The sequence below is a fragment of the Massilia aerilata genome (assembly GCF_042656905.1).
Classification (GTDB): Bacteria; Pseudomonadota; Gammaproteobacteria; order Burkholderiales; family Burkholderiaceae_D; genus Telluria; species Telluria aerilata.
In genome coordinates, this window is record NZ_JBHSMZ010000026.1 from 224,224 (window position 1) to 243,907 (window position 19,684).

Below are 19,684 nucleotides of genomic sequence, written 5' to 3' on the forward strand. Positions count from 1 at the left end.
AGACTCTTCCATGAAAAACAACCGGATCGGCATGATACTCGTCGTATCGTCGCTGGCCGTGATCGCGCTCGTGATGGCCTTGCTCTTGCAGCGCCAGCAAAGCCAGCATGCGGAGCAGGTGCGCGCGCAGGGCCTGGGCATGGTGCGCTCGCTGGCGGCCTTGCCGGCCTCGGTGCTGGCGCCCAGCGCGGCCCATCCCGGCGTGCTCGATTCGGTGCTGGCCTACCGCGACAATCCGGATTTCGCCTATGCCGCGCTGAGCGCCGAAAATGGCCGCAACCTGGCCGAAGTCGCCAGTCCCGGCGTCATCCTGCCGCCCGCCGCGCCGCTGGCGGTGACCGGCTTCGACGAGCGCCTGGTCGATCCGGCCCGCGACCAGCGCGCGATCCGCGAATTCCGCGGCCCGCTCGCCAGCGCCGAGGGCCGCCTGCAGGTGCGCATCGGCTACTTCGAGCCGCGTCCGATGGCGGCCATGAAGGACCTGCAGTTCTATGCGCTGATCGCGCTGGCCATGTTCCTGCTGGTGCCCCTCATCTATTTGACGATCAAGCGCGAGATGGCGCCGCTGGCCGCGCTGGGCGAGCAGCTGGCGACCATCGCCGCGCGCCAGCCGGCCATGCTGCCCGCGGTGCAGGCCGACCAGGACGTGCGCGGCCTGGCGACCAAGCTGAATCGCTATCTCGACCAGGCCAGCAACCGCATCCACGAGCTGGAGCAGGACAACGTGGCGAACATGGCCAGCAGCCGCCTGCTGGAATACAACAGCAACAAGATGCAGGCGGTCCTGCACTGCCTGCCGGACGGCATGCTGGTGCTCGACCAGGCCGGCGACGTCACCTTCGCCACCGGGAAGATCGAGCCGCTGCTCGGCGTGTCGGTGGCCGAGGTCCTGTCGCAGCCGCTCGACACCTGGTGCCGCGACCCCGAGCTGCGCGCGATGCTGGCGCGCTTCCGCAGCGCCGGCCCGGACAACCGCAGCCAGATGACCATCGAATTCAGCCCGGCGCTGGTGCCGGACAAGCGTTTGTGGGTGACCGCCCAGGCGCTGCATGGCCATGCGATGGTCTACGGCACCCTGGTGGTGGTGCGCGACGCCACCCGCGAGCACCTCGCGCGCCAGGCCGGCAACGACTTCGTCGCCCACGTGTCGCACGAATTGAAATCGCCGCTGAACGTGATCGGCATGTACGGCGAAATGCTGGCCGATGCCGGCGAATCCGATCCGGCGATCCGGGTCGAGGCGATCAACGTGATCCAGGACGAGGTAGAGCGCATGAGCTCCCTGGTCAACAACCTGCTCAACGTCAGCAAGCTGGAAATGGGCAGCATGCGCCCCGAGCGCCACCGCGTCAAACTCGACGACCTGCTGCGCGACGCATCGCAGCAGGCGCGCGCGCGCGCCGAGGCCAAGGGCATCCGCCTCGAGCTGCAGATGGCGCGCGACATCGCCGCCGTGTCGGTGGACAAGGACCTGTTCCGCATCGCCCTGAACAACCTGCTGAACAACGCGATCAAGTACAACAAGCCGGGCGGCAATGTGGTGCTGGCCGCCGACGAAGCCGATGGCGACGTGGTGGTGGCGGTGCGCGACAGCGGCATCGGCATGGCGCCCGAGGACCGCGCGCGCGTGACCGAGAAATTCTTCCGCGTGCGCGAAACTGGCCCGGACCAGCGCGGCGGCCATGGCCTGGGACTGTACCTGGCCAACCAGATCGTCGAGCTGCACCACGGCCGCCTGACGATCGACAGTGAACCCGGACACGGCAGCGTGTTCTCGATCCATTTGAAAAAGATGCCGGCGCTGGCCGAGGGAGCCCACGTTTTATGAGCAAGCGCACCATCCTGATCGTCGACGACGAGGCCCACGTGATCCGCGTGCTGCGCCTGATGCTCGAGCGCGAAGGCTACGAGGTGCACAGCGCCGCCGACGGCTTTGACGCCCTCGCCAAGATCGCCGAAAAACTCCCCGACGTCATGGTCAGCGATATCCAGATGGACGGCATGAACGGCCGCGACCTGTGCCGCACCGTGCGCGAGCGCTATCCGGACAAACTCTTCCCCATCCTCGTGATGACCTCGATGACCGCCAGCGCCGAGCGCGAATGGGTGCGCGGCCTCGCCAAGGTCGAGTTCCTCGAAAAGCCGCTCAGCCCGCGCCAGCTGGTGGCGCGCCTGGCCAGCCATTTCGCTGCCTTACCCACCCAGCAGGAGACCCCCGATGCAAGCGCAAGCTGATGCCCTGAACAGTCTGGACATGGCGCGGTATGCGCGCTGGCTGCGCCGCATCACCGGCGCCGAGCACGAGCTCGCGCTGTGCCTGCCGTCCGGCGCGGCGGTCTGGGAAAGCGCGCCGGAACGCGGCCTCGGCGCCTCGCTGCAAGCGCTGTGCGCCGACGGCTTCGAATGGCCCTGCATCGGCGATGGCCTGCAGCGCCACGACGCCGGCGGCGACACCCTGCTCTACATGGCGGTCAAGGGCCGCGGCATGGTGATCGCTTATCTGGCGGTGCGGGTGCCCTTCGCGGCCCAGGCGCCGGCCGAGTGGGACGTGCTGGCCGAAACCTTCGAGGACATCGCCGCCGGCATCGCCGACGAGATCTCGTCCAAGGTCGAACTCGACAGCATGGCGCTGGAACTGTCCGAGCGCTACGAAGAACTGCACCTGGTGTACGCCATCGACAAGCAGGTGCAGCAGCTCGACCCCGGCGCCGATTTGTTCCAGAAGCTGCTGCAAAGCTGGGCCGAGCACATGGACGCCGACGTCGCCGCCTTCGTCAAGCCGGGCGAAGACCTGTGCGTGCACGCGACCAACCTGTCGGCGCCGATCCACAACCTGGACCTGGTGCTGGTCGAGATGCGCGGCGACCTGTACCGCTTCACGCATTCGGCGCGCGCGCCCATCGTCATCAACGACGTCAAGGATCCGCGCCGCGCCTATATTTTCACGGACCTGCCGTTCAAGCTGCTGTGCTGCCCGGTGATCCACGACCGCAGCGTGGTCGCGATCCTGGTGCTGGCGAATCACCTGGCCAAGCCCGACTTCTCGAACAGCGACCGCAAGCTGGGCGAACTGCTGGCCAACCAGTTATCCAGCCTGTCGCGCATGTACGGCATGCTGAGCGAGACCCGCAAGTTCAACGAGCAGATGGCGAACGCCCTGATCGAGGCGGTCGAGGCCAAGGATCCCTACACCCGCGGCCACTCCGAACGCGTGCACTACATCTCGATGGAAATCGGGCGCGCCATGAACCTCGGCGCGCGCGATTTCGAAGACCTGTTCTGGGGCTCGCTGCTGCACGACGTCGGCAAGATCGGCATTCCGGACGCGGTGCTGTGCAAACCGGGCCGCCTGACCCAGGACGAATACACCTTCATCATGGTGCACCCGGAGCGCAGCTACGAGATCCTGCGCCACATCGACCGCCTGAAGGGCGCGGTGCCAGGCGCGCGCCATCACCAGGAAAAATTCGACGGCACCGGCTATCCGCACGGGCTGAAGGGCGCCGACATCCCGCTCAACGCGCGCATCATCGCGGTGGCCGACACCTACGACTCGATCACCAGCTCGCGCGCCTACCGCGCCGGCCGCAGCCACGAGGTCGCGATGGCGGAAATCGCGCGCGTGGCGGGTGTCCAGCTCGATCCCGCCATCGTCCGCGTGCTCGAGGAAGTCTGCGCCCTCGAACCGGAGTGGATCGCGCGCTTCAACATCCAGCGCACCCCGGTCGCGGCATGACCGACAGCGTCACCCGCAGCCGCATCGGCTCGATGACCTACCTGGCGCCGGCGATGGCGCTGGTGGCGAGCGACGCCATCGAGGCCGTCGAAGCAGCGGTGGCGGAATGCATCGCGCACCACCAGGTCACCATCGTGCTCGACCTCGGCAAGGTGCCGCTGCTGTCGGGCCGCGCGCTGGAGCTGATGACCCGCACCGCGGCCAGGCTGGCGGCGCTGGGCGGCTGGCTCAAGCTGGCCTATCCCAGCCCGCTGCTGATGGACGTGATGAACGTGACCGGCGTGGCCGAGCAGGTGGCGCTGTACGACGCGGCGCCCAACGCCCAGCCGGCCCCGCCGCGGCCCGCGCGCAGCGGCGGCCAGCCCAAGCTGGGCGACATCCTGGTCGAGCGCGGTGTGGTGAATGCGGACCAGGTGGCGGAAGCGGCGCGCCTGCAGGAGCAGACCGGCAAGCGCATGGGCTTCATCATGGTCGAGAAGAAGTGGCTGTCGGAAGCCGCGCTGTTCCAGGCCCTGGCCGAGCAGCTCGAGCTGCCCTTCGTCAGCCTGCGCACCGGCCTGTACGACCCGGCCGCGGTGTCGCTGCTCGAACGCGAAGTGGCGCGGCGCCTGAACGTGATTCCGCTGTTCCTGGTCGAGAACACGCTGACGGTCGCCACCGGCGAGCCGCAGGCCGTGCACAGCATCGACGAGATCCGCGCCCGCACCGGCTGCCGCGTACGGGTGGCGATGGCGCCGCCGGCCGACATCAACCGCATGCGCGACGACGCCTACGGCGGCGCGCTGCCGGATTTCGTGCACAGCGAGGCCGACGACCTCGAACTGGTCGAGAACCGCATCCCGGACGACTACACCCAGATCGACGAGATGGCCGGCGCCAGCCCGGTGATCAACATGGTCAACGCGGTGATCCAGCGCGCGATCCACGACAACGCCAGCGACATCCACATCGAAATCTCGCGCAACAAGGCGCGCATCCGCCTGCGCATCGACGGCGTCCTGTACGAGGTCATGTCGCCGCGCGTGGAGCTGCATCCGTCGATCGTCTCGCGTTTGAAGGTGATGGCGCATCTCGACATCGCCGAGCGCCGCCTGCCGCAGGACGGCCGCATCCAGGTGATGACCCAGGGCCGCTCGGTCGACTTGCGCTTCTCCTCGTTGCCCGGCATCTACGGCGAAAAGGTGGTGCTGCGGGTGCTCGACAAGAACCAGTCGATCCTGGACGTCGACAAGCTCGGCATGAGCACCAACACGGTCGATTCCTTCAAGCGCCTGCTGGGCCGCAGCCATGGCCTGATCCTGGTGACCGGACCGACCGGCAGCGGCAAGACCACCAGCCTGTATGCCGCGATCAACTACCTCAAGAGCATCGAGAAGAACATCGTCACGATCGAGGACCCGGTCGAGTACCAGCTGGACATCATCAACCAGAACCAGGTCAACGACGCCATCGGCCTGTCCTTCCCGAAGATCCTCAAGCACGTGCTGCGCCAGGATCCGGACATCATCATGATCGGCGAGATCCGCGACCGCCAGACCGCCGAGATCGCGGTGCAGGCCGCGCTCACCGGCCACCTGGTGCTCACGACCCTGCACACCAACGACACCCTGGGTGCGGTGGCGCGCCTGGTCGAGATGGGGGTCGAGCCCTACCTGCTGTCGTCGGCGCTGATCGGCGTGGTGGCGCAGCGCCTGGTGCGCCGCGTCTGCCCTTCGTGCAAGACCAGCTACCTGGTCCCGCCAGGAACCGCCGGCGCCTACGGCTGGCGCGGCGAGGGCAACCTCAAATTGCAGCGCGGGCGCGGCTGCCAGTCCTGCTACGACTCCGGCTACAAGGGCCGGCTGGGCATCTACGAGCTGCTCGAAGTGGGCGCCGACCTGCAGCGCATGATCGTGGCGGACGCCGGCAAGGACGACATGGCGCGCCACGTGGCCGGCATCGGCCACCGCGACCTGTACACCGACGGCATGGAGCGCGCCTTCGCCGGCGACACCACGCCCGAGGAAATTGCGCGGGTCGTGCACTCGCTCTAGGAATGAGAAGGGAAGCAGATGGCGATCGAATGGGATGAACTACCCGCTGCGGCCGCGCCGGCTCCGAAGAAGCCGGGCGCGCGCACGGTTTCCTGGCTCACGCCGTCCGAGGGACGGGTCGGCAGCGCCGACCGCATCTCGTTCACCGAACGCCTGGCGCTGCTGCTGGAAACCGGCGTCGCCCTGCACGATGCCCTGCAGGTGCTGGAAGAACAGGCCACGAAGCCGCGCCTGAAACGCATCATCGGCGAAGTCGCCACCGACATCGTCGGCGGCCAGCGCTTTTCCGAAGCCCTGGTGAAGCACCCCGACCTGTTCCCGCCCACCTACATCAACCTGATCGGCGCCAGCGAGACCGGCGGCTTCCTGCCGCAAGTGCTGGAGCAGCTGGTCGAGCTCGACGAAAAGCAGGAAAAGCTGCGCAGCACCATCGTCTCGGCGCTGTCCTATCCGGGCTTCCTGATCGTGTTCTCGATCCTGGTGGTGATCTTCATCCTGGTGGTGGTGTTCCCGAAGTTCTCGGTGATGTTCGGCTCGATCTACGCGGAGCTGCCCTTCACCACCAAATTCCTGATCGGCGCCAGCGAGCTGCTGGTCGGGCACGGCCTGGCGCTCGGTTGCGGCGTGCTGGCGCTGCTGGTGGCGGCGGTCGGCGCGCTGCGCCGGCCCGACATGCAGGAGCGCCTCGACCGCCTCAAGCTGCGCGTGCCGGGTGTGCGCGACCTCTTCATCAAGATCTACCTGACCCGCCTGATGCGGGTGATGGGCATTTCGCTGGAGCGCGGCGTGACCATCCTGGCGACCCTGGACGCCTGCCGCAACGTGATCCCGAACGCCGAGTTCCGCCGCTTCATCGGGCAGCTGGAAATCCAGGTCACCGAGGGCAAAGGGATCGCCGCGGGTTTCAAGGACAATGCCCTGATCCCGACCAGCGTGCGTCAGATGATCGCCACCGGCGAGGAAACCGGCACGCTGGGGCGCGTGATGGGACGGGTCGCCGACTTCTACGAGCGCGATTTGACGCGCCAATTGAACCAGCTGGCGAAAATGGCGGAACCGGTGATGCTGCTGGTGATGGGGGTGCTGGTGGGGACGATCGTCACGTCGATCATCCTGCCGATTTTCAAAATGTCACGGGCTGTGCATTAAAAAACCACAATTTCCAATGGTTAGTGTAATTGAGCAATATAAGTGGCAGATCTTCATGTTACTCTTTGTTGCACTTGATTAAGGCTTTGCCGGGTTGCAAACTTTATATCCATTTAACTAGAAAAATGATGATGACCACTATTCTCCGCCGTAGCGCTGCCAAAGGCTTTACCCTCATCGAACTCTTGATCGTCGTGATCATCATTGCGATTCTGGCGGCGATTGCGATTCCGCAGTTTTCGAATACTTCCGGCGATGCGCAGGAATCGGCGGCCATCGCCAATTTGACGACCATGCGTTCGGCGGTCGAGTTGTATCGCGTGCAGCACAATAATACTTACCCGAGCAAGTTTGCTGCTACCGGCACTGCGCCGGAGTGCAAAGGAACTGCTGGCGCGGGGAAAGATGGAGAGACGGGCACGTTCACCGAACAGATGACGATGTTTACCGACCTTACCGGCCACGCCTGCAGCACCGCGGACCCGGGCTACAGCTACGGGCCGTACATGCGCGCGATTCCTGTCGAGCCGGTCACGAATTCCGCCGACGTCGCCATTGCAACCAGCGACACCGACAAGCTGGCCGACGCGACCACCACCAAGGGCTGGCGCTTCGTCAACCTGAACGGCAAACTCCAGATCAATTCGGATAAGGTCATGCGCGACGGCAAGACCAAGCTGTCGGAAAAATAAAACAACATAAGCAACGTGCCGCATCGCCCTGCCCTTCGGCACGCCGGTGTGACGCTGATCGAGACGATGATCGTCGTTGCGGTCATCGCCATCGTCGCAGCGATAGCGATCCCTCGGGCGTTTACCGTGTCGCCGGCGGCCGTCGATGCCGCCGCCGGGGAGGTCGCCAGCGCGCTGCGTTTCGCGCGCCGTGAAGCGGAACGCACCAATGCCTGGCACGTCGTCAATTTCGACACCGCCAACCAATCCCTGCGGATCTACCGGCTGACGACCTCGGGCGCCGTGAGCGAAGACACCGCCAATCCCGTGCTGCATCCGGTCGACAAACTGCCTTACCAGCTAGCCCTGGGCAAGGGCCCGGCCGGTGCGGCCATCGCCGGCGCGGTCTTCAAGTACGACAAGAGCACGACCAGCTATGCGGCCTTCGGCCCGGACGGCACCCCTGCGTATATCGATGCGCGCGACCCCAAGGGTCTGCATCCGTTGCTCAGCGACGGCGCGGTGACGCTCCGCCATGGCAATGTGCAGCGCGTGGTGAAAGTCGCGGCGGTCACCGGCAGGGTCACGTTTTGAACAAGATGCGTTTGACAGGCTGGCGCCGGCGGGGCTTCTCCTTCGTGGAAGTGCTGGTCGCGGTCGCGGTGCTGGCCCTGTGCGCGGTACCGCTGGCCGAGGCGGTGCGGAACGGCATCGCCGCCTCCACGATCGGCGCGGCCAAGGCGCGCGAACTGCGCTGCATGAAAAGCATGATGGAAACCGTCCTCGCAGAACCCTATCCGAATCTCGCGAACGCCGCGCTCGGCAAGGACACGCCCTCGTCCTACTCGCGCCCGGCGGATGCTGCTTGCCTCGCGCGCAGGGTCTATATCGCGAAGTCCGAATGGGAATACGGCAAGTCGCTGGTCTTTCTCGACAACAGCGCTGCCAGCTGGCGGCTCGAGTCGGCCCTGCTGTACGTGAACGTTTCCTCGCCGGACGGCACGTATTCCTTCACCACCCTGGTGTCGCGATGAGCACCAGGCCGCACATCCACCAACATGGCCTGAGCCTGGTCGAGCTGCTGCTCGGGCTGGCCATCACTGCGCTCATCATGCTGCCGCTGCTGCCCATGCTGCAGACGGCATATGCCGCCGATGGTGCGGTCAGCGACCAGGCCGTGCTGGAACGCGACGCCGACTTCGCCCTGAACCGCATCGCCGCGCGCATCCGCATTACCGACCCAGCCAACCTGGTGGCCGGCAAGGCCACCAGCGAATGGCTCAAGCCGGCCGTCTACAGCGTCAGCAACGGCAGCCTGATCGAGCAGGTCGGCGGCGTGAATTACGTGCTGGCCGATTCCGTCAAAACGTTCAGCCTGGACGCGCCCGTCGTCACCAGCAACGAACCGCTCCTGATCGTCACGCTCGCCCTGGCGCGCGGCAATGCCAGTACCAGCGCCAGCATCGCCGTGCGCATGGAGAGCCTGCCGTGAGCGGCGTGCGCACACCGCGCCGCGAGCGCGGGCTGGTGCTGCTGCCGGTGGCGCTCACGCTGGCCATCGTCGGCGCCATCGCTTATTCGATGACGCGCGAAGGCAGCATGGACGTATCCAATATCGACGCGCGCTACGACATCGAGGTGGCGCGCTATCTGGCCGAGGCCGGCGTTAATTTGGCCAAATGGCAAAATCAGAAGCGCGGCTGCAAGAGCGAGATCGGTTTCGGCGCGGTCGCCCTCCCCGGTGGAAGCATCGTCGCCGGCCTGATCGACCAGAAAGGCAAGAACACGCTCGAAGTCAGCCTCAATGCGACGACCGACCGCGGCACCGTGCATGCCGTGGACAAGCTGGCACTGACGACCTTCGACCTCACGGGCGCAAAAGACGCCACCGTCGACTCCTCGGGCGGCAACGACACCTCGATCACGCTCGGCGTGACCACCGGCCAGGGGCCTCTCAAGTATCTCGAAACCACCGACGGCCAGTCGCACGCGCTGCTCCGGTTTCCGATTTCCGGCAGCCTGGACAACTCGTCCATCATCACTGCGCAACTGCAGTTGACCCAGACCGACAGCAAGTCGACCCAAATGCCGCGTTCACTGAGCGCCCACCAGGTCCTGCACGACTGGGGGGCGGGCGCTACCTGGACCTCGCCCTGGACCACACCCGGCGGCGACTATGTGCCCACGCCGGTAGCGACTGTCGCCATTGCGGGCAACACCACCTATCCCTTGCCCATCGACGGACTGGTGCAGGGCTGGGTCGACCACAGCGTCGACAAGGACAAGGGCTTGCTGCTCAAGCCCAGTGGCCTGCTCGAGGCGCACTTCGCCAGCTTCGACGCAAGCGCCAACAGCCCGAAACTCGTCGTCCGCTATTATCCCCGCTGCTCATGAAACATCCTTCTATCCGCTACGTCCAGCCGCAAAAGAGGTCCGCATGATGGCGAGCCTGCGTACCCTGTTCGGGAAGGCGGCATCCAGCAAGTCCGGCGCGCCGATCGGCGTCGACTTCGCGGCCCAGCGCCTGAACATGCTGCAGATCGAGGACGACGGCGCGCAGGCCAACGCGGCGCCGCTGGTGCGCGCCGCAGTATCGGTCCCCTACCCGCTCGAACGCGCCCAGTTGCTGGCCGATCCGCGCGCCCTGAAGAGCCTCGTGCGCGAGGCGCTGGCCGGCGGCGACTTCGCGGGACGGCGCGTGGTGGCCGCGCTGCCGCCCTCCGAAGTGCGCATCCTGCCGCTGACCGTGCACGTCGCCGCCGGCCAGAACGAACAGCAGGCGGTGGCGCGGGTCGTGCGTGACCAGCTCGGCGCCGCCGCGCTCGAGTCGGTGGTCGACTATTACCAGGTGCGCAGCGCCGATGCATCCAGTTCGGAACGCCAGGTGCTGGCGGCGGTGGCCTCGAACGCGCACGTCCACGCCTACCTCGACGCCTTGCGCGGCGCCGGCCTGGAGCCGGTGGCCCTGGATATCGGCCCGGCCGCCATCGCGCGCCTGCTGGCGGCGATGCAGGAAGACTACGAGCAGTCGGTCCTGCTGGTGAACTTCGGCGCCAGCAAGAGCTTCCTCACCGTGATCTGGGGCCGCCGCCTGATGCTCGACCGCGAGGTCGACTTCGGCGAGACCCAGCTGGTCGACAAGCTGGCGCGGGCGCTCGGCCTGAGCCCCGAGGTGGCGCTGACGCTGCTGCACGAGCATGGCGTCGGCAGCGCCGAGCGCGTGCCGCAGCCGGGCGCCGGGCCGCAGACCGACATCGGCCGCACGATCCGCGAAATCCTCTACCAGGAATTCGCCGCGCTGGCGGAAGAACTGGTGCGCACCCAGGTATACGTGGCTTCGCGCACGCGCGGCAGCGCGCTGAGCCGGGTCTACCTGAACGGCAGCGTGGCGCGCTATCCGCACATCCGGCCGCGCATGGAGGAGCTGGTGCGGCTGCCGGTCGAGATCCTCGATCCCTTCCGCGCCTTCCGCGCGGCGCCCGCTTTCACACCCACCTTTACAGTCGCGCAGGGCATTGCATTGGCAGCCGGGCTGGCCCTGCGCGGGAGAAGCCATGGCTGATATCGACATGATCCCGCGCAGTTACCGCGATGCGCAGCGGGTGCGGCGTACGCTGGCGGCCTACGGCGCCGCGCTGGCGCTGCTGGTGGCCGCCGGCGGCGCCGCCAGCCTGCTGCTGCGCTGGCGCGTGGCGGTCGAAACGCCGCAGCTTGAACGCATGCGCAGCGATTCGGCGCTGGCCGGCACGCTGCGCACCCGGTTGATCGGCGCGCAGCAGCGCAAGGACGCCCTGGCCGGCGACGTCGACGCGCTGGCGCTGCTGCGCGGCGCCGGCGACACGGCCAGCCTGGCGCGTGTGCTGGACGGCACCCTCAACGACAAGGTCTGGATCGACCAGCTGCGCTTCAGCCGCACGCGGGAAGCGCTGCGCGAACCGTTGCCCTCGCCGCTGCCGCCGGGAACCGTGCGCGCCAGTCAGGCGCAGGGACAGCCGCAGGCCTGGCAGCTCGCCAGCCATGTTGAATTGTCCGGCCAGGCGCTCGACCATCGCGCGATGACCGACTTCCTGGGCGCGCTGGCGGCGCACCCGGCGCTGGGCCAGGTGCGCTTCCTGAACAGCAGCGAAGCGACGTCCGAAGAAGGCGGCGCGGTGGCCTTCGGCGCCGCCGCGACGCTGGTCAAACGCAAGGAGACGCCATGAAGCAGGACTGGCTCCGCAAGGCCGGCGCCATGCCGGCGCGCCAGCTGCACCTGATGGCCGGCGGTGTCTTGCTGATCGTCGCCGCCGCGCTGTGGTTCTACGCGCTGCGCGCGCCGCTGGCGGCCCTGCGCACGGTGCGCGCCGAGCAGGCGACCCTGGAAACGGCGGCCGGCGATCCGCGCCTGCTGGCCGCGCAGCTGGCCGCCCTCGACACCGACACGCGCGCACTCGTGCAGCGCGCCGGCGGCGTTCCAGGACGCAGCACCACGCAGCAAGCCGTCAGCGTGCTCGGCGAAGTCGGCGCCCTGGCCCAGGCCCACGGCCTGCGCCTGCACCACGCACAGCCGGCGCCGGAACAGCAGGTCCTGTCCTTCACCGAGGCCGGCTTCGACATCGATGCCAGCGGCAGCTATGCGGACCTGCTGGCGTGGATGCAGGCCATCGAAAAAGCCCCTGGCGGCCTGTCGATCGCCAGCTTCGACATGCATGCGGCGCAGGCGCCCGGCCAGGTCGACATGAAAGTCCGCATCGCCGCATTCCGGCCGCAGGAGAAGAACCCATGAAATACCTGACCCTCGCGGCCCTGGCCATGCTGGCCGCCGCGCCGGCGCAGGCCGGGCGCGATCCGTTTGCCCGCCCCGCCCTGCCCGCGCCGATCCGCGCGGATGCGCAAGCCCAGGCGCCGGCCGAACCGGCTGTGCGGCCGCAACTGCGCGCGATCATGGTGGCGCCCGACCAGTCGCTGGCCAACATCAGCGGCCACATCCTGGCGGAAGGCGAATGGTTCGGCGACTACCGGGTCGTCAAGATACGCGAACGCAGCGTCACGCTGGCCACCAGGGGCGGCGCGAAAAGCGAACTGGCGCTGGAGCGGACCGACTACAAATGAAGAAGACGAGCATGAAACGACTATTCCTGGCGACGGCGGCAGCCTGCGCCATCGCCGGCGCGCACGCCGCCACCGGCCAGGCGCCGCTCAGCCCACCGGCCACGCCCGGCGCCAACGGCGCGCCCGCTGCCGCCGGCACCGGCGGCGCCAGCTCCTTCGTGTTCCGCGACACGCCGATCGCCGAACTGTTCGAGATGATCTCGCGGCACGAGCGCATCAACATCGTGCTCGGCAAGGGCGTGGGCGGCAACGTCGCCGTCAGCCTGTACGACATGACGCCGCGCCAGGCCATCTACGCGATCGCCGAAGCCGGCGGCTTCCAGGTGATCGCGCGCGACAACGGCTACATGATCGTCAACCCGGCCCAGGCGGCCGCGGAAGGACCGGCGCCTGCGCAGATGGAAGTGAAAGCGCTGAAGGTGCTGTACTCGGAACCGCAGCTGGTGGCCGACATCCTCGCCAAGCACGTCGGCCGCGGCGGCAAGGTGACGGTGATGCCGGGGCGCCGCATGGTGGTGGTCGAGGATACGCCGGAAGGCATGAAGCGGATCGTGGCGCTGCTGCGCGAGATCGACTCGCAGCCGCAGCAGATCATGATCGAGGCGAAGATCCTCGAGATCACGCTGGACGACACCGAGACCTTCGGCATCGACTGGAGCAAGATCCTGAGCGCCGACGGCACCAACCGCATCGGCATCGGCGGGCTCACGAACCCGACCAATCCCGGGCTGTTCTTCAACTACGTGAACAAGAACGTCGAGGTCTACCTGAATGCGCTCAGCAACAAGGGCCGCGTGCGCACCCTGGCCACGCCCAAGCTGCTGACGCTGGAAAACCAGGAAGCCTCGACCAATATCGGCGACAAGCTCGGCTACCGCCTGACCACGACCATCAACAACGTCACCAGCGAGTCGATCCAGTTCCTGGAAACCGGCGTGATCCTGCGCGTGGTGCCGACCGTCGACGCCGACGGCAGGATCACCCTGCGCGTGCGCCCGGAAGTGAGTTCGGGCTCGGTGCTGGGCGGGATCCCGTCCAAGAAGACGACCGAGGTCAGCACCCAGCTGGTGGCCGAGAACGGCCAGTCGATCCTGATCGCGGGCCTGATCAAGGCCAGCGCCGGCAAGCGCCGCAACGGCGTGCCGCTGCTCGGCGACCTCCCGGCCATCGGCAACCTGTTCGCCAACAAGGAAGAGATCAACAGCTCGACCGAGACCATCGTCCTGATCACGCCGCGCATCGTGAGCACGCATCCGGACGAGGCGGATGCGCGGACGATCGAGCGGATCGAGCAAACGGGTAGGGAGATCGAAAAGGAAATGGAAGCGCCGCAGAAGCTGCGCTGACTTAAGTCACGTCGTTCCCGCGCCAGTTACGTCGTCCCCGCGCAGGCGGGGACCCAAGTTCTGCTTAAGCAGTCGAAACGCAAGCAAACTTGGGCCCCCGCCTTCGCGGGGGCGACGAATGAATGCGGGCGGATGACGATGAATCAGGCAGCCACACCCGCCTCATGCGCCTGCTGGTCCGCATGGTACGAAGAACGCACCATCGCGCCCACGGCCGCGTGCACGAAGCCCATCTCGTAGGCCTTCTCTTCGAACATTTTGAAGGTGTCCGGGTGCACGTAGCGGCGCACCGGCAGGTGCGAGTTCGACGGGGCGAGATACTGGCCGATGGTCAGCATGTCGATGTCGTGGGCGCGCATGTCGCGCATGACTTCGAGGATTTCCTCGTCGGTCTCGCCCAGGCCCACCATCAGGCCGGATTTCGTCACGGCGCTCGGATACTTGGCCTTGAACTGCTTCAGCAGCTCGAGCGAGTGCTGGTAGTCGGCGCCCGGACGCGCTTCCTTGTACAGGCGCGGCACGGTTTCCAGGTTGTGGTTCATGACGTCCGGCAGGCCGTCGGCGAAGATGTTCAGGGCCTTTTCGAGGCGGCCGCGGAAGTCCGGCACCAGCACTTCGATCTTGGTGTTCGGCGACAGCGCGCGGGTCTTGGTGATGCACTCGACGAAGTGGCCGGCGCCGCCGTCACGCAGGTCGTCGCGGTCGACCGAGGTGATCACGACATAGGACAGGCGCAGGTCGGCGATGGTCTTGGCCAGGTTGCCCGGCTCGTTGACGTCCAGCGGATCCGGACGGCCGTGGCCGACGTCGCAGAACGGGCAGCGGCGGGTGCACTTGTCGCCCATGATCATGAAGGTGGCGGTGCCCTTGCCGAAGCATTCGCCGATGTTCGGGCAGCTGGCTTCTTCGCAGACGGTGACCAGGTTATTCGCGCGCAGGATGTCCTTGATCTCGTAGAAGCGCGAAGAGGCGGTGGCGGCCTTCACACGGATCCAGTCCGGCTTTTTCAGGCGCTCGTGCTGCTCGATCGGCACGATCTTGATCGGGATGCGCGAGGTCTTGTCCGCGCCCTTCTGCTTGGCGCTGGCGTTGTAGGCAGCTTCTGCGGCGTTGCCGGTATCGATTTCGGAAGTCATGTGCTCTTTACCCCGCTAGGGTCTCGGTTGGGTTGTTCGTTGCCAGATGGCTGGCCAGGGCCTGCGCCAATGCCTGCTGGACGTCGGCCAGCGGCGCTTCCACGCCCATGCTGCGCATGTCCACCGTGGCCAGCCCGGAATAGCCGCACGGGTTGATCCAGGTGAAGGGGGACAGGTCCATCGCCACGTTCAGCGATACGCCATGGTAGGTGCAGCCGTTGCCGCGCACTTTCAGGCCCAGCGCGGCGATCTTGGCGCCGCGGCAACGGCCTTCGGCCATGTAGATGCCGGGCGCGCCTTCGACGCGTTCACCCGCCAGATTATACGCCGCCAGTACATCGATGACCGCCTGCTCGATCTTGTTCACGAACTGGCGCGCATACAGTTTGCCGCCCGGTTTGTTGCGGCGCAGGTCCATCAACAGGTAGATCACGACCTGGCCAGGGCCGTGGTAGGTCACCTCGCCGCCGCGGTCGGTCTGCACCACGGGAATGGCGTGCGCATTCAGGACGTGGCCGGGGTCGGCGCCGAGGCCCAGCGTGTACACCGGCGGATGCTCGACGATCCAGAGTTCGTCGGGGGTGTCGGGCGTGCGCGCGTCCGTGAAGGCACGCATGGCGGCGAAGACGGTGTCGTAATCGGCGCGGCCGAGCTCACGGATCAGCGGGCTGGTGGTGAGCGGGCCGGCAGGGCGGTTCGCTTGCATGGAAACTGTGGGAACAGGAATGGGATGCCTCGACATTATAAGCCAGGCTCATTTCCCGCGCCCGCAAGGCCGCGATTACTGCTGCTGACTGTTGCTTAGAGAACGATTTTGACCATCGGATGGGAGGACAGCTCGGTGTACAGCTTGTCCAGCATCTCGCGGCTGGTGGCGACGACGACCACGGTCAGGCCGGTATAGTTGCCCTTGCCCGAGGGGCGCACTTCCATTTTGCCTTTATGGAAAGATGGGTCGTGCGCGAGCACCACGTCGTGGATGGTCGAGGCGAAATCATCGTGCGTCGGCCCCATCACCTTGATCGGGAACTCGCTGGGGTATTCGATGAGGGATTCTTTCGGGTCCATGGCCACTCCTGTCAAACCCGCATTGTAGCTAAAGTCCTGTGATCGCGCGCATCACCGCGTGGGCAGCGTCGATGGCGCTGCCCACGCTTCAGGTGCACGCGCTTATTTGCTGTCCTGGTCGCGCTTGCGTTCCTCGGCGCGCGGGTTGGACGCGCGCGCCGGTGCGCTGGCCTGGACCGGCGGCGGTGCAGGACGCGCCATCGGAGCCGGGGCAGGCGCCGCTGCCGGGGCGGGCGGCGGCGCCATGCGCTGCGGCGCTTCGCGGGCACGCTCGCTGTCGCCGCGCTGCGGGCGCTCGAAGCGCGCTTCGGTTACCGGACGCGGCGCCGGCTGGGGCGCCACCATCACCGGCGCCTGCTGGACCGGTGCGGCCGGCGCCATCGACACCGGGGCCGGCGACGGACGGTGCTCGCGGCGGTCCTCGTCGTCGCGGCGCTCGCGGCGCGGCTCGTCGTTGGCGCGGCCGTCGCGGCCATCGCGCCGGTCGCGGTTGCCCTCGTTCCAGCCGCCGCGTTCCTGGCGCTGCCAGCCGCCCTGGTTGGTCGGCGTCTGGATCACCGGGCTGTCGCTGGTCAGCGGCTGCGGGGCGCCCGAGACGCGCGGGGTCGGGCTCACCACCGGCTGGGGCGCCGGCGGCAGGTGCGGCGTCGGGCTCACCACGGGCTGGGCTCCCGGCGGGGCGTGCGGCGTCGGGCTCACCACGGGCTGGGCCTGGCCCGGCGCCTGCTGCAGGACGACGCCCGGTTGCTGCTGCGGACGCGGACGCGCAAAACCATCGCGCTCGACGCGCGCGGTCTCGATCCGGTCCGGAATGCCATTACCGTTGCGGTCCGCACGGTTGCCATCGATCCGGTCCGGGCGTCCATCGCCATTGCGGTCGACGCGGTTGCCATCGAAGCGGTCCGGACGCCCATCGCCATTGCGGTCGACGATGTTGCCGCGGTGCGGACGCGCCGGCGGCGCCGGCGGTGCGCTGGCGGTCGGGATGCCGGTATTCGCGCCGTTGTGCGACATGGCCGGCGGCAGGGTGGCGATCGGCGCCTTCGGCACGTTGACCCGGCCGCCGGGACCGAAGCGCTCCTGCGGCACCACGGTCAGTCCATTCGGGCGGTAATCGCGCGGACGGCGCGGATCGGGCCGCACATGGTGGTTCAGCCAGCGCAGGCGGTCTTCGGACACGTGGTAGGACGGCACGTAGCGGTCGTGCGGCGTCAGCGGGTACCAGCCGAAGCCCGGACGGCGGCTGCGGTCGCGGAAGGTGATGTTCCAGTCGACGCCGCCGACCCAGCCGACCAGGGCCGGCGCCCAGACCAGGCGTTCGGCGCGGCCGCCGGGCGCCCAGGCCCAGTGGCGGTTCACGTAGACCCAGCGCCCGTAGTGGAAGGGCGCATAGCCCCAGGGCGCGTTGTCGACCCAGGTCCAGCCCCAGGGATCGATCCAGGTCCAGCTGCCGTCGCGGTAGGGCACCCAGTCGGCGGCCACGGCCGGTGTCCACAGCGGGCCGTACTCGCTGTCGGACTGCCAGCGGCCATAGCGGTCGAGGTCCTCGTAGCCGGTCATCTCCGAGGTCACGTAGCGCTTTGATGCCGCATTGTCTTCGGCGCGGTCGCGCGCAAAGGACCAGCTGTCGAAGGCGTCCTGCACGGCGCTGGCGGTGCGCATGTCGTCGTCCGTGACGTCAAGCCGCTTGCCGGCGCGGACCGTCAGCTGGGAGCCGCCGGAGTCGACCAGGGCCACGCCGTCGAACACACTGATGGCGCTGGTGTCGCGCACCCGCTCGGCGTCGATGCGCACCCGGCCCGGCTGCTGCAGGCGCACGCGCGCCTGCGGGGTGACCAGTTCGAAGCCGCGCAGCACGTCCGCATTCAGCACGCGTACGCTGGCGCTGCCGTAGTGCAGGCGCAGGCGGATGCTGTCGTCGTCCAGTTCGATGACTTCGAGCGAGGAATCGCCGTCCACGCGGATCGAGGTCGAGCCGACCCGCAGCTCGGTGCGGGCGCCGGGCGCCGTGGTGACCAGGTTGCCCGAGGTGACCGGCCAGTTGACCTGGGCCGGGTTCATCTCGCCGCCGACGTCGCCGCCGATGCTGACCGCGCCCTGGGTCAGGGCAATGCGGCCGACGCGGCCCGGCGGTTCATCTGCGGCGACGGCCAGCGCGGAGAGGGTGGTAAAGGCCAGCACTACGGCCGTCTTCAGGATCGAATTGGACATCGCGGTCTCCAGCGTGGATTGTTTTATTAGGGTTATACGCGCATACAACGCGCCGGGAAACGGACGAGAGGACCCCGGTTACAAATCGTTGCGAAAGAGTTATTGACGTTACACAGCGTAAAGCGCGCTGTCAGCCGTGGCCGCGTTTCACCAGGAACAGCAGGCAGCCCATCACCATCAGCACCGCGCCAAAGAAACGGTTCTGCATCTTGACCGCATGCGGGTCGCGGAAGAAGCGCTGCATGGACGAGGCCAGGAAGGCGTAGCCGTGCATCACGGTGGTGTCGATGGTGACCATGGTCACGCCCAGGATCGCCAGCTGCAGCAGCATCGAGCCGTCTTTCGAGATGAACTGGGGCAGCACCGCGACCATGAAGATGATGCCTTTCGGGTTGGTCGCATTGGTGAGGAAGCCGGTCAGCACGCGCTGGCCGAAGGAAGGGTGGGCCGCCAGGCCGGCCGCCGAGACCTCGGTCGGGTGGGCCTTCGAACGCCACTGGCCGATGCCCAGCCAGATCAGGTAGAGCGCGCCGGCGATCTTGACGGCGGTGAACACGGCATCCGACGCCAGCACCAGCGAACCGACGCCGGCGCCGGCGATGACCAGCACCAGGATCAGGCCCAGCTGCAGTCCCAGGACGGTGGCGCTGGCCTTTTTCAGTCCGTAGGCGAGGCCGTGCGACATCGACAGCACGGCGCCCGACCCGGGAGAAATGGCGATCAGGACGCCGGCGATAACGAAAGCGATCCAGGTGGAGAGCTGCATGCTGGGACGGGGAAGGAATAGGGGGATGAAACGGCAAGGGCGAAACGGGCGTGGCGCGCAGCAACCGGCATGGATGCCGGGCTGCGGCCCGCCGCGAGGGTACGGCTTACTTCTTCTTCGGGTTGACGGCGCCCTTCAGGGTCGCGCCGGCAGAGAAGCGCGGGGTCTTCGATGCTGCGATCTTGATGACTTCGCCAGTTGCCGGGTTGCGGCCTTTGCGGGCAGCGCGCTTGGTGACCGAGAAAGTGCCGAAGCCGGTGATACCGACCGTATCGCCTTTTTTCAGGCGCTCGGTGATGATGTCGATGATGGTGTTCACTGCTTCGTTGGCAGCGGCACCCGACATTTCGGTACGCTTCGCAAATTCTGCGATCAGTTCGCCTTTTTTCATAAATCCTCCGGGTTGAAAGAGCCGGAAGATTAGCATAATTAATTGCCCAGTGTAATGTCCAAACAGGGCGTACGTTGGCCGTACGC

21 protein-coding genes are annotated in these 19,684 nt (G+C 67.2%); 15 read left to right on the forward strand and 6 right to left on the reverse strand.

Annotated elements, in window-relative coordinates; translation table 11 throughout:
- The first annotated feature begins 10 nt into the window (after positions 1 to 10).
- The 15 genes from ACFPO9_RS26255 (at position 11) to ACFPO9_RS26325 (ending at position 14,026) form a co-directional block, all read left to right on the forward strand.
- Positions 11 to 1,828, forward strand: a complete 1,818-nt coding sequence (locus ACFPO9_RS26255) for a sensor histidine kinase (RefSeq protein ID WP_379777093.1) — start codon at positions 11 to 13, stop codon at positions 1,826 to 1,828.
- Positions 1,825 to 2,235, forward strand: coding sequence for a response regulator (locus ACFPO9_RS26260; RefSeq protein WP_379777096.1), 411 nt, complete (start codon positions 1,825 to 1,827; stop codon positions 2,233 to 2,235). Before ACFPO9_RS26255 ends, ACFPO9_RS26260 begins: the two co-directional genes overlap by 4 nt.
- A complete protein-coding gene (locus ACFPO9_RS26265; protein WP_379777098.1) occupies positions 2,219 to 3,736 on the forward strand; it encodes an HD domain-containing phosphohydrolase in 1,518 nt (505 codons plus the stop codon). Before ACFPO9_RS26260 ends, ACFPO9_RS26265 begins: the two co-directional genes overlap by 17 nt.
- Positions 3,733 to 5,769: an ATPase, T2SS/T4P/T4SS family gene (locus tag ACFPO9_RS26270; protein ID WP_379777101.1), complete on the forward strand. Its 2,037-nt coding sequence runs from the start codon at positions 3,733 to 3,735 to the stop codon at positions 5,767 to 5,769. The genes ACFPO9_RS26265 and ACFPO9_RS26270 overlap by 4 nt, the downstream gene beginning before the upstream one ends.
- A gap of 18 nt (positions 5,770 to 5,787) precedes the next feature.
- On the forward strand, positions 5,788 to 6,918 hold the full coding sequence (locus ACFPO9_RS26275) for a type II secretion system F family protein (RefSeq protein ID WP_379777104.1): 1,131 nt from the start codon (positions 5,788 to 5,790) through the stop codon (positions 6,916 to 6,918).
- A 131-nt stretch (positions 6,919 to 7,049) separates the two neighbouring features.
- Positions 7,050 to 7,610, forward strand: a complete 561-nt coding sequence (locus ACFPO9_RS26280; RefSeq protein ID WP_379777107.1) for a prepilin-type N-terminal cleavage/methylation domain-containing protein — start codon at positions 7,050 to 7,052, stop codon at positions 7,608 to 7,610.
- Positions 7,611 to 7,625: 15 nt separating this feature from the next.
- Positions 7,626 to 8,183 carry a GspH/FimT family pseudopilin gene (locus ACFPO9_RS26285; RefSeq protein ID WP_379777109.1) on the forward strand — a complete coding sequence of 186 codons (558 nt, stop codon included), beginning with the start codon at positions 7,626 to 7,628 and terminating at the stop codon, positions 8,181 to 8,183.
- Positions 8,184 to 8,188: 5 nt separating this feature from the next.
- On the forward strand, positions 8,189 to 8,623 hold the full coding sequence (locus ACFPO9_RS26290; protein ID WP_379777112.1) for a prepilin-type N-terminal cleavage/methylation domain-containing protein: 435 nt from the start codon (positions 8,189 to 8,191) through the stop codon (positions 8,621 to 8,623).
- The gene (locus ACFPO9_RS26295) at positions 8,620 to 9,081 is read left to right on the forward strand and encodes a prepilin-type N-terminal cleavage/methylation domain-containing protein (RefSeq protein ID WP_379777115.1); all 462 of its coding nucleotides are present in this window, start codon (positions 8,620 to 8,622) and stop codon (positions 9,079 to 9,081) included. Before ACFPO9_RS26290 ends, ACFPO9_RS26295 begins: the two co-directional genes overlap by 4 nt.
- Before the next feature lie 5 nt (positions 9,082 to 9,086).
- A complete protein-coding gene (locus tag ACFPO9_RS26300; protein ID WP_379777118.1) occupies positions 9,087 to 9,983 on the forward strand; it encodes a DNRLRE domain-containing protein in 897 nt (298 codons plus the stop codon).
- 43 nt (positions 9,984 to 10,026) lie between these two features.
- On the forward strand, positions 10,027 to 11,151 hold the full coding sequence (pilM, locus tag ACFPO9_RS26305) for a pilus assembly protein PilM (protein ID WP_379777120.1): 1,125 nt from the start codon (positions 10,027 to 10,029) through the stop codon (positions 11,149 to 11,151).
- Positions 11,144 to 11,791 carry a PilN domain-containing protein gene (locus tag ACFPO9_RS26310; protein WP_379777123.1) on the forward strand — a complete coding sequence of 216 codons (648 nt, stop codon included), beginning with the start codon at positions 11,144 to 11,146 and terminating at the stop codon, positions 11,789 to 11,791. The genes pilM and ACFPO9_RS26310 overlap by 8 nt, the downstream gene beginning before the upstream one ends.
- Positions 11,788 to 12,354, forward strand: coding sequence for a type 4a pilus biogenesis protein PilO (gene pilO, locus ACFPO9_RS26315; protein WP_379777125.1), 567 nt, complete (start codon positions 11,788 to 11,790; stop codon positions 12,352 to 12,354). The genes ACFPO9_RS26310 and pilO overlap by 4 nt, the downstream gene beginning before the upstream one ends.
- Positions 12,351 to 12,680: a hypothetical protein gene (locus ACFPO9_RS26320; protein WP_379777128.1), complete on the forward strand. Its 330-nt coding sequence runs from the start codon at positions 12,351 to 12,353 to the stop codon at positions 12,678 to 12,680. Before pilO ends, ACFPO9_RS26320 begins: the two co-directional genes overlap by 4 nt.
- A gap of 11 nt (positions 12,681 to 12,691) precedes the next feature.
- A complete protein-coding gene (locus ACFPO9_RS26325) occupies positions 12,692 to 14,026 on the forward strand; it encodes a type II secretion system protein GspD (protein ID WP_379777131.1) in 1,335 nt (444 codons plus the stop codon).
- Between the two features lie 143 nt (positions 14,027 to 14,169).
- Here ACFPO9_RS26325 and lipA read toward each other — a convergent pair whose 3' ends face one another.
- The 6 genes from lipA to ACFPO9_RS26355 form a co-directional block, all read right to left on the reverse strand.
- Positions 14,170 to 15,162 (reverse strand): lipoyl synthase, encoded by a 993-nt coding sequence (lipA, locus tag ACFPO9_RS26330; RefSeq protein WP_230026859.1) that lies wholly within the window; start codon positions 15,160 to 15,162, stop codon positions 14,170 to 14,172.
- Between the two features lie 7 nt (positions 15,163 to 15,169).
- On the reverse strand, positions 15,170 to 15,904 hold the full coding sequence (lipB, locus tag ACFPO9_RS26335; protein ID WP_379777134.1) for a lipoyl(octanoyl) transferase LipB: 735 nt from the start codon (positions 15,902 to 15,904) through the stop codon (positions 15,170 to 15,172).
- 59 nt (positions 15,905 to 15,963) lie between these two features.
- The gene (locus tag ACFPO9_RS26340; protein WP_379777137.1) at positions 15,964 to 16,245 is read right to left on the reverse strand and encodes a DUF493 family protein; all 282 of its coding nucleotides are present in this window, start codon (positions 16,243 to 16,245) and stop codon (positions 15,964 to 15,966) included.
- Positions 16,246 to 16,332: 87 nt separating this feature from the next.
- Positions 16,333 to 18,441, reverse strand: a complete 2,109-nt coding sequence (locus ACFPO9_RS26345) for a DUF6600 domain-containing protein (RefSeq protein WP_379777140.1) — start codon at positions 18,439 to 18,441, stop codon at positions 16,333 to 16,335.
- Positions 18,442 to 18,571: 130 nt separating this feature from the next.
- Positions 18,572 to 19,207, reverse strand: coding sequence for a LysE family transporter (locus ACFPO9_RS26350; RefSeq protein WP_379777143.1), 636 nt, complete (start codon positions 19,205 to 19,207; stop codon positions 18,572 to 18,574).
- A 106-nt stretch (positions 19,208 to 19,313) separates the two neighbouring features.
- On the reverse strand, positions 19,314 to 19,598 hold the full coding sequence (locus tag ACFPO9_RS26355; RefSeq protein ID WP_379777145.1) for an HU family DNA-binding protein: 285 nt from the start codon (positions 19,596 to 19,598) through the stop codon (positions 19,314 to 19,316).
- Positions 19,599 to 19,684 lie beyond the last annotated feature (86 nt).

What these genes read in the sequence shown, in the direction of transcription:
- ACFPO9_RS26345 (WP_379777140.1), bottom strand. Translation starts at nt 18,441, where the DNA reads ATGTCCAATTCGATCCTGAAGACGGCCGTAGTGCTGGCCTTTACCACC.
- ACFPO9_RS26355 (WP_379777145.1), bottom strand. Translation starts at nt 19,598, where the DNA reads ATGAAAAAAGGCGAACTGATCGCAGAATTTGCGAAGCGTACCGAAATG.
- ACFPO9_RS26270 (WP_379777101.1), top strand. Translation starts at nt 3,733, where the DNA reads ATGACCGACAGCGTCACCCGCAGCCGCATCGGCTCGATGACCTACCTG.
- lipA (WP_230026859.1), bottom strand. Translation starts at nt 15,162, where the DNA reads ATGACTTCCGAAATCGATACCGGCAACGCCGCAGAAGCTGCCTACAAC.
- ACFPO9_RS26295 (WP_379777115.1), top strand. Translation starts at nt 8,620, where the DNA reads ATGAGCACCAGGCCGCACATCCACCAACATGGCCTGAGCCTGGTCGAG.
- ACFPO9_RS26260 (WP_379777096.1), top strand. Translation starts at nt 1,825, where the DNA reads ATGAGCAAGCGCACCATCCTGATCGTCGACGACGAGGCCCACGTGATC.
- ACFPO9_RS26265 (WP_379777098.1), top strand. Translation starts at nt 2,219, where the DNA reads ATGCAAGCGCAAGCTGATGCCCTGAACAGTCTGGACATGGCGCGGTAT.
- ACFPO9_RS26320 (WP_379777128.1), top strand. Translation starts at nt 12,351, where the DNA reads ATGAAATACCTGACCCTCGCGGCCCTGGCCATGCTGGCCGCCGCGCCG.
- ACFPO9_RS26325 (WP_379777131.1), top strand. Translation starts at nt 12,692, where the DNA reads ATGAAACGACTATTCCTGGCGACGGCGGCAGCCTGCGCCATCGCCGGC.
- pilM (WP_379777120.1), top strand. Translation starts at nt 10,027, where the DNA reads ATGATGGCGAGCCTGCGTACCCTGTTCGGGAAGGCGGCATCCAGCAAG.
- lipB (WP_379777134.1), bottom strand. Translation starts at nt 15,904, where the DNA reads ATGTCGAGGCATCCCATTCCTGTTCCCACAGTTTCCATGCAAGCGAAC.
- ACFPO9_RS26290 (WP_379777112.1), top strand. Translation starts at nt 8,189, where the DNA reads ATGCGTTTGACAGGCTGGCGCCGGCGGGGCTTCTCCTTCGTGGAAGTG.
- pilO (WP_379777125.1), top strand. Translation starts at nt 11,788, where the DNA reads ATGAAGCAGGACTGGCTCCGCAAGGCCGGCGCCATGCCGGCGCGCCAG.
- ACFPO9_RS26310 (WP_379777123.1), top strand. Translation starts at nt 11,144, where the DNA reads ATGGCTGATATCGACATGATCCCGCGCAGTTACCGCGATGCGCAGCGG.
- ACFPO9_RS26350 (WP_379777143.1), bottom strand. Translation starts at nt 19,207, where the DNA reads ATGCAGCTCTCCACCTGGATCGCTTTCGTTATCGCCGGCGTCCTGATC.
- ACFPO9_RS26255 (WP_379777093.1), top strand. Translation starts at nt 11, where the DNA reads ATGAAAAACAACCGGATCGGCATGATACTCGTCGTATCGTCGCTGGCC.
- ACFPO9_RS26280 (WP_379777107.1), top strand. Translation starts at nt 7,050, where the DNA reads ATGACCACTATTCTCCGCCGTAGCGCTGCCAAAGGCTTTACCCTCATC.
- ACFPO9_RS26275 (WP_379777104.1), top strand. Translation starts at nt 5,788, where the DNA reads ATGGCGATCGAATGGGATGAACTACCCGCTGCGGCCGCGCCGGCTCCG.